At 62.3% G+C, this 12,788-nt stretch carries 11 protein-coding genes; 4 read left to right on the top strand and 7 right to left on the bottom strand.

What is annotated here, in order from left to right:
* Window positions 1-45 precede the first annotated feature (45 nt).
* Together OSC37_RS00880 and trkA are read right to left on the bottom strand one after the other, a co-directional pair.
* Window positions 46-1,647, bottom strand: coding sequence for a TrkH family potassium uptake protein (locus OSC37_RS00880; protein ID WP_267162717.1), 1,602 nt, complete (start codon window positions 1,645-1,647; stop codon window positions 46-48).
* A gap of 86 nt (window positions 1,648-1,733) precedes the next feature.
* Window positions 1,734-3,071: a Trk system potassium transporter TrkA gene (gene trkA, locus OSC37_RS00875; RefSeq protein WP_267162716.1), complete on the bottom strand. Its 1,338-nt coding sequence runs from the start codon at window positions 3,069-3,071 to the stop codon at window positions 1,734-1,736.
* 186 nt (window positions 3,072-3,257) lie between these two features.
* Here trkA and OSC37_RS00870 point away from each other — a divergent pair, with 186 nt between their 5' ends.
* The gene (locus tag OSC37_RS00870) at window positions 3,258-4,796 is read left to right on the top strand and encodes an ATP-binding protein (protein WP_267162715.1); all 1,539 of its coding nucleotides are present in this window, start codon (window positions 3,258-3,260) and stop codon (window positions 4,794-4,796) included.
* A gap of 4 nt (window positions 4,797-4,800) precedes the next feature.
* On the opposite strand, the gene OSC37_RS00865 is transcribed toward OSC37_RS00870, so the two are convergent.
* Window positions 4,801-5,667, bottom strand: a complete 867-nt coding sequence (locus tag OSC37_RS00865) for an SAM-dependent methyltransferase (protein ID WP_267162714.1) — start codon at window positions 5,665-5,667, stop codon at window positions 4,801-4,803.
* 147 nt (window positions 5,668-5,814) lie between these two features.
* Here OSC37_RS00865 and OSC37_RS00860 point away from each other — a divergent pair, with 147 nt between their 5' ends.
* On the top strand, window positions 5,815-5,985 hold the full coding sequence (locus tag OSC37_RS00860; protein ID WP_267162713.1) for a hypothetical protein: 171 nt from the start codon (window positions 5,815-5,817) through the stop codon (window positions 5,983-5,985).
* 59 nt (window positions 5,986-6,044) lie between these two features.
* On the opposite strand, the gene OSC37_RS00855 is transcribed toward OSC37_RS00860, so the two are convergent.
* Window positions 6,045-7,865 carry an acyl-CoA dehydrogenase family protein gene (locus OSC37_RS00855; RefSeq protein ID WP_267162712.1) on the bottom strand — a complete coding sequence of 607 codons (1,821 nt, stop codon included), beginning with the start codon at window positions 7,863-7,865 and terminating at the stop codon, window positions 6,045-6,047.
* A gap of 79 nt (window positions 7,866-7,944) precedes the next feature.
* Here OSC37_RS00855 and trmY point away from each other — a divergent pair, with 79 nt between their 5' ends.
* Window positions 7,945-8,535 (top strand): tRNA (pseudouridine(54)-N(1))-methyltransferase TrmY, encoded by a 591-nt coding sequence (gene trmY / locus OSC37_RS00850; protein WP_267162711.1) that lies wholly within the window; start codon window positions 7,945-7,947, stop codon window positions 8,533-8,535.
* On the opposite strand, the gene OSC37_RS00845 is transcribed toward trmY, so the two are convergent.
* Both OSC37_RS00845 and thsA read right to left on the bottom strand, forming a co-directional pair.
* The gene (locus tag OSC37_RS00845; RefSeq protein ID WP_267162710.1) at window positions 8,536-9,177 is read right to left on the bottom strand and encodes a uracil-DNA glycosylase family protein; all 642 of its coding nucleotides are present in this window, start codon (window positions 9,175-9,177) and stop codon (window positions 8,536-8,538) included. It lies immediately after the preceding gene.
* Between the two features lie 93 nt (window positions 9,178-9,270).
* Window positions 9,271-10,830 (bottom strand): thermosome subunit alpha, encoded by a 1,560-nt coding sequence (gene thsA, locus OSC37_RS00840; protein ID WP_267164138.1) that lies wholly within the window; start codon window positions 10,828-10,830, stop codon window positions 9,271-9,273.
* Window positions 10,831-10,996: 166 nt separating this feature from the next.
* Here thsA and OSC37_RS00835 point away from each other — a divergent pair, with 166 nt between their 5' ends.
* The gene (locus OSC37_RS00835) at window positions 10,997-11,803 is read left to right on the top strand and encodes an amidohydrolase family protein (RefSeq protein WP_267162708.1); all 807 of its coding nucleotides are present in this window, start codon (window positions 10,997-10,999) and stop codon (window positions 11,801-11,803) included.
* Here the strand turns inward: OSC37_RS00835 and OSC37_RS00830 are convergent.
* Complete coding sequence (locus OSC37_RS00830; protein WP_267162707.1) at window positions 11,800-12,702, bottom strand: glycosyltransferase family 2 protein; 903 nt, start codon at window positions 12,700-12,702, stop codon at window positions 11,800-11,802. The genes OSC37_RS00835 and OSC37_RS00830 overlap by 4 nt on opposite strands.
* Window positions 12,703-12,788 lie beyond the last annotated feature (86 nt).

The raw sequence follows: 12,788 nt of genomic DNA, 5'->3' as shown, positions 1-12,788 counted from the left end.
CGAGATAAAGAGGTTACTAGATTGTGTCGCCACGGCGCTGGCGGCTCACCGTCCCGTGTCTCGTATCCCGGCAACGAGAAGCGCCAGCACGGGCACGATTTCGAGCCGGCCGAGCCACATCAGGACGATCATCAACATCTTCGAACTCTCCGGGAAGAAGAGGTAGTTCCCGAACGGTCCGAGGTCACCGAATCCCGGGCCGATGTTCCCGATAGTTGCGAGTGACGCGCTCATCGATTCGAGGACGGTCAGGTCGACCCCGATCCTGGCCGAGTCAAGCATGATGAACACAGCGGCAAATCCAAAGAGGAGGATATACAGCAAGGTGAACACCATGATGCCACGAATCGTGTCCTCGTCGACGACGTTGCCGCCGAGGCGCACCGGCTCGACCACGTCGGGGCGGGCACTGGTGTATAGTTCCCGGCGAATCGCCTTGAAGACGAGAAGCCACCGAATTATCTTGATACCGCCGCCGGTCGAGCCCGCAGAGCCGCCGATGAACATTGCAAACAGCAGGACGAGCTGGGCCTCGGTGCCGCCGTTTGTCCACTGTGCGAAGTCGGCCGTCGCGAACCCAGTCGAGTTCATCAGCGAGCCAATCTGGAAGGCGGCCTGCCGCAGTGCGTTCTCGGTAGCGCCGTCTGTCACCCCACCAGGACTGGTCTCCGGAACGGCACCGCCGAACAGCAGGACAGCAAGCACAGCGAATAACGCTGCGAGGAGACCCGCGTAGGTTCGGAACTCGGCGTTATCGAGCAGGGCACGGGCTTCGCCACGGAACACGTGCCAGAACAGCGCGAAGTTCACCCCGGCCACGACCATGAAGGGGATGATGACCCACTGGACGAGCGCCGAAAACGCCGCGATGCTGTCGGCCTGTGGCGAGAACCCACCGGTTGGCAGCGTCGTGAAGCCGTGTGCGACGGCGTTGTAGAGGTTCATGTTCGGAGCGAGTTCGGTTCCTGTCACTCCACCCACGACATGGAGACCATAGAGGATGACAACGAGCAAGACGGTGAAACCGAAGTAAATAATCCACAGCGCACGTGCCGTTTCGGCAATCTTCGGCGTGAGCTTCTGGAGGTCCGGGCCGGGTGCCTCCGAGCGCATCAGCTCTGCCCCGTTGACGGCTACCTCCGGCAAGATGGCAATCATCAAGACGATAATTCCCATCCCGCCGAGCCACTGGGTAAGCTGTCGCCACATCATCAGCGCGTGGGAGTGCTGTTCGAGGCTTATCTCGCCTAGGACGGTCGCGCCGGTGGTCGTGAACCCGCTCGTCGACTCGAACAGGGCGTTGACAATCGACTCGACGGCTGCGCCGAACGAACTCGTCTGTAAGCCGACCGTCGACTCAGTGCCGAACCCAGCGAGAAGGTACGGAATCGTTCCGACAATCGGCGCGGCTATCCAAGCCAGCGCGACCAACAACAGCGCCTCCTGTGGGCCGAGGTCTGGCTCTGGGTCGAGCCGTTTCAACCCCAACCCGAGGAGGACAACAAGCAGTATCGAGACCACAAACACCCAGATGTCCTCCATATAGACGACCCCCACAGCCAGCGGCACGAGCATCGTCAAGGCGAGGTAGGTCAACACCGTCCCCAGGACGCCCAGGCTAGCCTGCCAGTCGATTCGCCATACCATCTCTGACGTTACCAGGATTGCCCATGGCAGTGGCTTGAGTCCTTCGGTTACCTCTGGATGGGACAACGGGTACTGCGACAGCCAGCTCAGGCCAGACAGGTCAGCTCGCTCACGAACTCGGTTTCGACGAAGACAACGATATTGTCGCCCGGCTGGAACACCGTATCACCACGGGGAGGGATGAACGCACCGTCGCGGGTCAGCGCCCCAATCACCATCGGGAATTCAATCTCTCTGTCGAGTTCCTGAATCGGCCGTCCAATTAGCTGACTGTCCTCCTCAAGCTCGAACTCCAGAACCTCCGCCTGGTCGTGTTCGAGCACAGAGAGGTTCTCGGCGACACTCTCGAAGCTAAAGCGAATAATCTCCTCAGCGGTCACCTCCCGTGGGTTGACTGCAACGTCGATACCGATCTCCTCGAAGAGGTCGACGTACTCCAGGTTCTCGACGACAGCAACGACACGGCTGACCCCCAGCCGTTTCGCCAGCACAGCGACGAGCAGATTCTGTTCGTCGGAGTCCTTAGCAGCTAGTAACACGTCGGCCTCGTCGAGGTGTTCCCGGACCATGAAATCGGTGTCTGTCGCGTCGTGTTGCATGACGAGTGTGTCCGGAAGTTCTTCGGAGAGATGGCGCGCACGGGGCTCGTTTTCCTCGACAAGTGTCGGGCTGAGGCCGCGCTCTTCGAGCAGGCGAGCGGTGTGATACCCGATTTCGCTGCCGCCGACAATGACAATCTCGTCGGCGCTCCCCGGGGTCGTCTCGGGCGCGATGTCAAGGGCGAACGACTGGACACTTTCCGGACTTCCGATGACGACGGCTCTGTCGTTGGCCTCGATGCGCGTCTCGCCTCGCGGGATGAGTATCTCCTCGTCGCGGAACAGTCCCGCGAACGTGAGCGATTCGAACCGGTCTGCCTCGGCGATTGTCTGGCCGGTAACGGGACTTCCAGCCGATATCTCGAACTCGGCCATCTGGACGAGGCCGCCGGCGAACTGGTCGATGTCGACTGCCGCGGGCAGGCCGATGACTCGGACGATATCTTCGGCGGTGAGGAGGTCCGAACAGACCAGGAAGTCGACGCCGAACGCCGAGCGGTTCCGTTCCCAGGTATGGAGATACTCGATGCTTTTTGCTCGTGCAATCGTAAACGGTGTTCCGAGCGTTTTCGCCGTTCCACAGGCGATGAGATTCGCCCGGTCGTCGTCGGTACAGGCGATGAACAGGTCTGCCGACTCAGTCTCCGCGGTTTCCAGCGTCTCCAGTGAGGTGCCATCTCCCGAGAGCGTCAGCACGTCAAGCTGGTATTTCAGGTCCTCGGCGCGCTGTGGGTCCCTTTCGACGACAACTACGTCGTGCTCGTCAGCCAAATCCGCGGCTATCGCGGTCCCGACCTCTCCGGCTCCGATGATGACGACCCGCATTGCCGGAATCCTCTCGGCCGAGCGGTTAAGTCGTTTCCCTTTCTCCTAATTGCGAGCCGGAGGGGCTGTGTCGGCGGAAGGGGAGTCTCCCTCCCTCACTCGTCAAGGATAGAGGAATTGACTGGGCCCGCCACACGGCCCAGCGATGTCGAAAGCCTTTCGTCGCTCGCATGCTATGTACTGGCGATGGACCTGTACGGGGTTTCTGTACGCGGGTTGCTGGTCGCACTCATCGGCTTCGCTCTCACTCGGTTTACAGTGACGCTTGCGGCGACCGAGACGACCCGCGAGTTCCTTTTCACCGGGCTGATTCCGCTGGTTGTGGGTCTCTCGTTGACCGCCTTTGGCGTGGTTCTCGCCGTCGGTACGTACGACGAACTCCTGTTACAGAAGACCCTTCGGTGGTGTCTGTTGGGAACCGGCTCTATGAGCATCCTCGTGGTCGTGACAGTCGTCGGCGTCGAACCAGATGTGCTCACGGACCCAACGGTAGTTCGAGAGCAAACCTACCTCTCAAATTTCCTTATCGGCGGCTCGGTTGGTGGTGCTCTCACCGGCCTCTACGCGGCCCGGGCGGCCAGACAGCGCGAGACGCTAACACAACAGACCAACCGGCTGGTCGTCTTGAACCGCCTGCTGCGCGACAAGGTTATCAACTCGGCGATGGCAATCAAAGGTCATGCCGACGTGCTTCAGGACGGCCTCAACGACGACTCGGTCGACGTGGTCGGACGGCAAGCCGACAGCATCGTCCAGGTCATCGAGAACGTCAAGTATCTCTCGGAGACAGCCGACACGGACGACATCTCGCTGGGGCCCGTCGACGTGGGTAACTGCGTCGAATCCGAACTCGACACCCTCGAATCCCTCAATTCGGACGTGGACTGCTCGTTCGACGGCCCCGACGAGCCGGTGGAGGTTCGTGCCAACTCCCAGCTCGCGGAGGTCTTTCGGCACCTCTTCGAGAACGCTGTCGAGTACAGCGACGCGGACACACCCAGGCTGGCCGTCTCTATCGAGGCGTCGCGAACGACGGCGACGGTCCACGTCCGCGACAACGGTCCGGGCCTCTCCGACGAGCAGCAGGCTCTGCTGGAGCGCGGCGAGATAGCCGAGTACGACGACCCGACGACCGGATTTGGGATGAACATCGTTCGTCTTCTGGTCGAAGGATTCGACGGTCGTATCGAGACATCGGTCGACGAAGACGGGACCACCGTGTCGGTACAGCTTCCGCGGGTCGCCGGGGACGCCTTGGAGGGAGGGTCGACGACCTCGACGCCGGGCGTGTCGCCGGCAGAGACTGCTCTTGCCGTCCCGGTCGGACTGGCTGCGGGGCTGACGATGGCGGCAGCGATGGTGTTTGTCGGGTTCGATCTCCAGGAAGTCAGTGCGCTGTACGGTATCGAGAATAGCGTCGTCGCGATGATTACACACGAGTTCCACAGCGTCGTCTTCGCGTTGCTGTACGCTGCCGTCCTCGTCATTCTCCCGCAGGCGTACGGAAGGCGGCCCGCGCCGCGTCTGGGCATCGGTATCGTGTTCGCCCTCGGGCTCTGGGTGTTCGCTGCCGGGCTGGTAATGCCCGTGTGGCTCCGACTGGTCGGCATCGACGCGCCGCTGCCGAATGTCCCGCTCGCCTCGCTGGTCGGACACGTCACCTGGGGCGCAACCACCGCGACTCTCTTTTATTTCGGCGACCGGCTTCTCTCCGCCGAGCGCTGACAGGCTACACCGGCAGCGTCGCGGTCGCGAGATAGTAGCCGATGACGCCACGGTCGACGAACTCGTGGATGTTCGAATGTGCCTCGAAGGCCGCCACCTTCGTCGACGAGACGGCGTCGACGGCACCGAGCACCTTCCCGACGGGGCCGGCGACTTTCGAGAACTGCTGGCGGCGCTTGGTCGATTTCCGGATACCGTCGGTCATGTTTCGAATCGCTATCTCGTCGAAACCGGCCGATTCGAGCGTCTCCTCGAAATCAGTAATCGGGCCGATTCGGATGCCGAGAGCGTCGTTTATCTGCGCCAGCTTCTGTTTGTCTTCTGCAGCGAGTGGCCCGGCACCGGGCCGCAGGAAGATGTCGGTGAACGCGACTCTGCCGCCGGGTTTGAGTACGCGCGTTGCCTGTTCGAGTGCCACAGCCCTGTCGTGTGAGTGTGAGAGTGCTTCGAGCCCCCAGACCACGTCGATGCTGTCGTCCTCGACCGTCGAGAGATCGTGGAAGTCGTCGTACCGAAAGTCGGTCCGCTCCGCCACGTCGTGGTTGCGGGCGTTCTCCCGCGCCAGTTCGAGCTGCTGTTCGGAGATGTTGACGCCGATGACCGTCGCTCCGTGTGCCCGGGCATTCCAGACCGAGTCCTCGCCGGCTCCACAGCCGATGTTCAACACGGTATCGTCCTCGGTTATATCGGCGGCATTCGAGAGAATCCGCATCGTGTTCATCGCCGCAGCACCGGGCTCGGTGTGGTCGTCGTCGTAGTAGCCGAGATGCAGGCTCCGGTGGCCCTGGTGGTCCCACTGTTTCTTGTAGGTCTCCAGTAACTCGTCGTAGATGCCGGCAACTTCGTCGGTGTCGAGCGCGTCGTCGGCCATTCTGTAGAGATAGCGGTGTCTCGTGAATAAGCGTTTGCAAAACCCCCACCAAACACCTGTGCGTGGAACCGCTGGGGCATCCCACACAGGCAACCCGACATTCCGGGTGACTGTGGTTTTAATATTGTTCCCATGAGAACGAATGTGATGACAAAACTTGCCGACCGACAGTTCCTGGGGTACTGTGTCCTCTCAGCAACTCTCGGCTTTCTCGCAGCAATCTGGATATTTCCGAACAGGGGGGTGATGATGTACCTCCTCCCAGTGGTGATTCTGGCTGTCCTGATGTTTGCTGACGGCTATTTCTCTTCACCGTGATGCGTGTTTTACAGGCGGAGCAGGCCGAGGCGGTTTACTCGACAGCACGTCTGTAACAACTAGTTACCAGATTCGGCGAGTTCGTCCGGCGAGACGGGCGCGAACCGGACGATGGCGTCGAACTGCTCGACTGCGAACCGTTCGCCGTCGGTGATGCCGCGGGCATCTCGCGATTCGAGCTCGTTCGCGACGAACCGCCGAGCCACCAGCGCCAGGCGACCGTTCCCCTCGTCGAGTTCGCGCTGGGCTTGTGCGAGCAACAGCGCCCCGGCGAACACGTCGAAGATGTAGTGGGCGAGTCGCTTAGCCTTGAGTTGTGCGTACTCCTCGTCTCTGCCCGCGAGGTCGGCCATTGCGCCCAGCAGGTCGTGATACTCCGACTCGACTGTTTCGGCAGCGTCCGCGAGTGACGGGTGCTCGACACTGTCGAGATGGTCCTGGACGACCACAGCGAACGGCTCGTGTGCGGCCTCTCGGTCGAGCGCCCGGAGCACGTCCAGCGAGAGGACGTTCTCGGTTCCTTCCCAGATAGGCAACACCTGTGCGTCCCTGAGGAGTCGCTCTGTAACGTACTCCTCGACGTAGCCGTCACCGCCGCGAATCTCCATCGCGTAGGATGCCGTGTCGATTGCCATTCTGGCTGTCCGGAGCTTTGCAACCGGCGTCAACAGCCGCATCATCCTGTTTGTGGTCTCCGCTGTTTCACCATCTCGCCGTGCCTGCTCGCGCTCGGAGAAGTACCGGGCCGCCTCGAACGTGAACGCGGTCGCGGCCTCGTGGTCGACAGCCATATCCACCAGGTCCGCTTTCATGAGTGGGAACTCACCGATTGGCTGGCCGAACGCCTCGCGGTTTGCCGCGTGAATCTTGCTTTCGAGCAGTGCCCGTCCGATGATGCCACAGGCTCCCGTAGCGTTCGAGAGCCGTTCGAGGTTCAGCATCTCGGCCATCTGCTTGAAGCCCTGCTCTTGCTGGCCGACAAGGTGTGCTTTCGTCCCATCGAACTCGACCTCTCCGGTCGGAACGTTCGTCGTGCCGAGTTTGTCTTTCAGCCGTCGGTATCGCTGGTCGTTGAGCGCCTCTGGCGGCGGGTTTCCGTCGAATTCGTTACGTTTCCGGTTCGTCAGAACGCCTCCGTCTGGGTCGCCATGGGGAACCAGAAACATCGAGAGGCCGTCGGTACCCGCTGGGGCGTCTGGCGTTCGGGCGAGCGCGAGTGTGCCCTCGGCGTCGATGTTCGAGCAGAACCACTTCTCGCCCGTGAGCCGCCAGCAGTCGCTCTCCTCGTCGTACTCGGCGACGGTCTCGTTTGCGCCTACGTCGCTGCCGCCCTGTTTTTCAGTCAGGAACATCGCCCCCTCGATGAGGCTGTCGTGGTCGCGGCTGGTCAGTGCCTCGTAGTAGGGGTCGAGGTCGCCGTCGTCGAACAGTTCGAGGACGTGTGCCGCGCCGGCTGTCATCGCGGCCGGACAGACGAATCCCGACGTTTCGGCATACGAGAGCAGATACAGCATCCCAAAGTAGTGGGTGTGCGAGAGTGGCTCCTCTCGCTCAGGTGGTGCCTCGAAGGCGTCGGCAACAACACCAGCCTCGTAGGCCAGGCGCTCTGTCTCTTCGAGTGTAGCCGGATACTCGACGTAGTTCTGAACGTTCCCCTCCCGGTCGTAGGTGTGAAGCGTCGGGCCGTGTTTGTCGGCGTGGTCGGCGTTGTCCGCGACTGTCTCGCCGACAACGCCACCAAACTCCTGTAACCGCGGCTCTGCCCACTCGAACTCGCCCTCGGGAGAGACTCGTTCCAGTTCGCGCCTGAGTGTCCTGTCGAGCTCCCAGTAGTTGCAGTATCGCCCCTGGTCGTACCAGGCGTAGTCGATGGCGTCCATACCGCCGTGTCGGCGGCCACATCCTAAAATCTGTACCCGAGTCGACGGAGCTAAACCGCTGTTTCCACCAGACTCACTCATGCGTCAGTTCATCGTCGTCGGCCAAGACGCGCCGACTACCGCGGAGTTCAACCTCGACGCGCTTCCGGGCGCAGGACGGATGGACCTGCTTGCCCGATGTGTGACGGCGTCGCTCCTTCTCTCGCACGGCATCCGCGAGAACGTCAGAACCCATCTGGTGCTCGACGACAAATTCACCGTCCGCTTCGACGGGAGCGAACTCCGTCGGCTCAATCCAGACGAGCGTTCGACGGCCGCGCTTGTTCGCACAGCCCTCGAAGAGCGTGAGGAGGCTGTCGGTCACATGGCCGTCGAGACCTCACCGGGAGTCTCTCTCTCGCGACTCGGATTCGAGGCAACCCTGGAACAGGTCGCTGAGGACTCGACGGTTGTCCAGTTACACGAGCACGGGGTACCGGCCGCCGAGGCTGAGACGCCGGCAGAACCAGCGTTCGTGCTCTCAAACCACGTCGACCTCGGGGCCGACTACCAGGAAGTACTCGAAGCCACAAGCGACGAGCAACTCTCGCTCGGTCCGAACCCGATTCATGCCGACCACGCTATTACGGTCGCGCACAACTGGCTCGATACCGGCGGGTTCGCGCCGTAATCACCTGACGAGGTAGGGGTCACCGCCGGGGATGAACCGCCCGAGGTCGGATATCTGGTGGTAGTCGGCGTCACCGAGTGCCTCGACCTGGGCGACGAACCGGTCGGCGTCGTCTCTGCCCCACGTTTCGGGGCTTTTGATCGGGAGTATCAGAAACCCCGAGCCCCGCAGGTCGCTCGCGTGTCGCTCGTCCATCTCCGGCGGGTCGGCAGGGACTCGTGCGGTGTAGTTTTGAACGATATGGGCCGTCGCAGTTGGTCCGACGGGCACGAGTACGTGTGCGGTAATCGCTCGCAGTTCCGCGTCGAATAGCGGCTCCAGCCGCGCGTACGACTCCTCGTCGGGGCCGTCTGCGTCTGTTTCACACATGTGAAGATAGGAGAGAAACGTCCCGGAGGTAGTCACCGTCTCGTCGCGCGGATCAACATCCGCCAGCAGACCTGCCTGCACGAGCGTCTCGAAGAAGGTCTCTGACCACGGCTCGCCGTCGAAGGGAATTCCCGAGTCGAGGCCGCCGTGGACGCCGGGATTGTCTCCGATAATGTGAAAGTCGGCGTTCACGTCTCCGTAGCCCGGTACTGCACGGTCACAGGGCGGCGAGAGTCCGAACGGGTTTCGCGCCGTCTCGGCAACGTATTCCACACCTGCGGTAGCGACGGCCAGGACAATAAGATTGCGAACTCTGGCCGGCGCTGTCGGCTCGTTCGCGAAATAAAAGACGGGGTGAAGCGGTCGTTACTCGGAGGCGATAACGTCGTCGATGCGGACAATCATCGTCGCGGCTTCGGTCGCGCTCTGAACGGCCTCTCGCTTGACCGCAGCGGGGTCGAGAATGCCGTACTCGACGGGCTCGTCGATGACACCGGTCTCGTCAGCGGCGATGATGCCGGCAAAGGTGCCGGACTCGTGCTCGCTGCGGAGGTCAACGAGAGCATCGATGGGGTCCATCCCCGTGTTCTCGGCGAGCGTGCGCGGGAGCACGTCAAGCGCATCGGCGAAGGCCTCGGTGGCGAGCTGGCGGCGACCCTCGACGCCGGCTGCCTCCTCGCGGATGTAGTTGGCGACAGCAATCTCGGTCGCGCCGGCACCGTAGACGACACCGCCAGCGTCGACCGCGGCGGTGACGACATCCAGCGAGTCCGAGAGTGCGCGTTCGAGCTCGTCGACGACGTGTTTGGTGCCGCCGCGGGCGAAGATTGTCACAGCCTGTGCGGCCGAGCCACCTTCGATGAAGGCGAGTTCGTCGTCGCCGAACTTCTGGACGCTGACACTGTCGGCGTGACCCAGGTCGTCGTCTTCGAGCGTGTCGATGGAGCCGACGCGGGAAGCGCCGGTCGCGGCCGAGACCGACGCCGTGTCGTCCGAGCTGATGCCGTCGAAGGTCAGCAGTCCCTCGTCGGCGAGGAACGTGCTGACGCGGTCGTCGACATCGCCGGTGACGAAGACGACATCGGCTCCCGTCGCGACGAGGTCGTCGGCGTAGGCGCGGAGCTGGTCGTTCTCTGCCTCGATGGCGGCGTTGAGCTGGTCGACGTTCGAGACCTGGTACTCGGCGTCGATGTTGCTCTCCTGGATTTCGAGGTCGTCGTCGATGATGGCGACGGTTGCGTCCTCGACGCTCCGGGGCATGTCCTCGCTGCCGGGGCCCTCGTCGACGATGACGCCCTCGACGAGTTCGGTCGCGCTGGAGGAAGAGCCGACCTGCGTGTGGATGGTGATGTTGTCGCGGTCGACGCCGCCGTCACCTTCGACGTAGTCGATGGTGTCGACGACCGTCTCGGCGAGGTCCTCTGCGGTGACGCCGCCGGTTCCCTTGCCGGTCATGCTGGATTCAGCGACCTTGATAAGCTGCTCTCTGTCGAGGTCCGTCTCGACAACCTCGTTCTCGATGGCTTCGAGCGCGAGGTCGGCGGCCTCATGGTAGCCCTCGACGATTGTCGTCGGGTGGACCTCGTCGTCGAGAAGTGACTCTGCTTCCTTGAGGAGTTCGCCGGCGAGAATCGACGCCGTCGTCGTCCCGTCGCCGACCTCGTCCTCCTGGGTCTCGGCGACTTCGACCAGCATCTGGGCCGCAGGCTGTTCGATGTCCATCTCGTCGAGGATGGTCGCCCCGTCGTTTGTGATGACGACGTCGCCGTCGTCGGAGACGAGCATCTTGTCCATCCCGCGGGGGCCGAGTGTCGTCCGTACGGCCTCACTGACGGCCTTCCCTGCCGAGATGTTCGACGACTGTGCGTCGTCACCGCGTGTCCGTTCCGTATCTTCGCTGAGAATAAACATCGGCTGTCCGCCCATGCGTCGCTGATTAGACTGTGACATTGTGGATTGCCTCAGTTAAAAGGTGGTTTGCAGTTCTATATAAAGGTTATTACTCGGCAGGTCCTGCGGTAGCCGGTCACATGTGTCGAGACCCCAGCGGAGACGATACAAATTAGGTGCCGCCCCCCAAGGAGTCCAATAGATGCTGGAGTTGGAGCATAGGTTCCGAGTTGTGGATGTCCACGTCACCCTAGAACCTGACGAGAGCCGGCGACCCCGGGGGATGGGTGACCCCGAGCAGATCGAGCGCGAGATGCACCAAGCAGGAATCGTGCAGTCGCTCGCGCTTCCGGAGACACGCGAGGACGAGTATCTCCGGGTGAACAACGCCGTCGCCAGGGTCGCAGTTGACAGACCGTTCACCGCCTTCGCTCGCATCAACGGCGTCCGCGAACCAGGAACCGGAACCGGCTCGCGTCTCCGAAACGTCGCCCGGTCACGCGGTGATCATCACACGTCTCCGGACGATATCGAGCAGTACGCCTACGAGGGGCGATTCGAGGGGTTTGTCATCGACCCGGTGTCGGACGGGCTCCCAGACGCCGAGGTGCTAGAGGCGCTCGAATCGGTCGACCGTCCTGTCATCACCTACGGCGGCACCGAATTCCCCGCCGAAACCATCGAAGAGACGCTGCTACCCTACGATTTCCCGCTCATCATTGCCCACTGCGGAGGGTACGCCCTTGACGAAGAGCTGACAAACCGAACAATAGACCTCCTCGATAGCTACGATTCCTGTTATGTCGACACCAGCTTCGTCAGGCTACGGGACCCGCTTGAGCGGGCTGTGATGGAACACCCCGACAGGGTGCTCTTTGGCAGCGGCGCACCCGCCGCCCACCCGAACGTCGCGGTGATGGAGATTCTCACGCTCGATGTGCCAGAGGACGCGATGCGGAAGGTATTCTGGAAAAATGCCGCGCGCGTCATCGAGTCGCTGGCTCCTTAGCGCCAGTCGTAAATCGCGACCGCGCGGTCAGTTCGTGCCGAGCGCCCGCTTGGGTTGCGGCGGATGGTCCTGTCATGACGGCGCGCACTGAGCCCTTCTTTGATGCCTGCCGCCATATTCGTCAGCACGCCTTTGCCGGTCCCGAACCACTCCGAGGGTCGAGTATCGCCCTGGCCGACAGCCCGCAGCTCTGTCAGGCAGTCGCTGCCGGCGTGAAAAACGAGGCGTCTAAACACAGTCGGTCGAAGGCTGTAGTTTTTGACCAGACGGTACGCAAGCGACCGGTACTTCCAGCCCCAGTCGGTCCGACGCTCGCCGCCGTCGGTCCCGACCCGTCGGGTCAATTCCATACCATCGCTCCACCTGATGTCGTAGGACTGTGCTGCAAGACGGTGTGCGAGGTCCCGCGATGCCCCGATTTCGAGGAACTCGTCATAGCCGTCAAGCTCGTCGAGTACCGCGCGGTCGAAAACGACGTTTCCGGGGTTGAAGTATGAAACGTCTCTGCCGGCGATTGTCCGCGACTCGGGGGCGGTCGTCTCGTTCGTCTCGTCGGCGTGTGAGACCGTTGGTCCCGTCGCGACAGCCGCCGACCCGAGGGCTTGCTCGATGGCATCACGCCACCCCGCGGTGACCGTCGCCGTGTGATCGACGAAGGCGACCGCGTCACCCCTCGCCCGGTCGATTCCCGCGTTCCGTGCCGTCGCAATCCGTCGGTCCGCGAGCTCGACAAGCACGTCGACGTCGTCTCTGTCGCGAACCATCCCGGTCGTCCCGTCCGAGGACGGTCCGTTGACGACAATAACCTCGGCTTCGGGAGCGTGGTCGCTGAGTGCGTCCAGACAGCCCGAGAGCTGGTCGCGGGCGTTGAGCGTCGGGACCACTACCGAGGTATCCATATCTCTTTGTAGCGGCCTAGGGGTATATAATATCGGCGGGCTCGGTTCGGGACGTACTTGAAAGACGGTTGTCGTTTTGGCTGGGT

Source organism: Halovenus salina (assembly GCF_026410925.1).
Classification (GTDB): Archaea; Halobacteriota; Halobacteria; order Halobacteriales; family Haloarculaceae; genus Halovenus; species Halovenus salina.
Note: the sequence above shows the minus strand (reverse complement) of the source record. Positions and strands in the feature narration are given on the sequence as shown.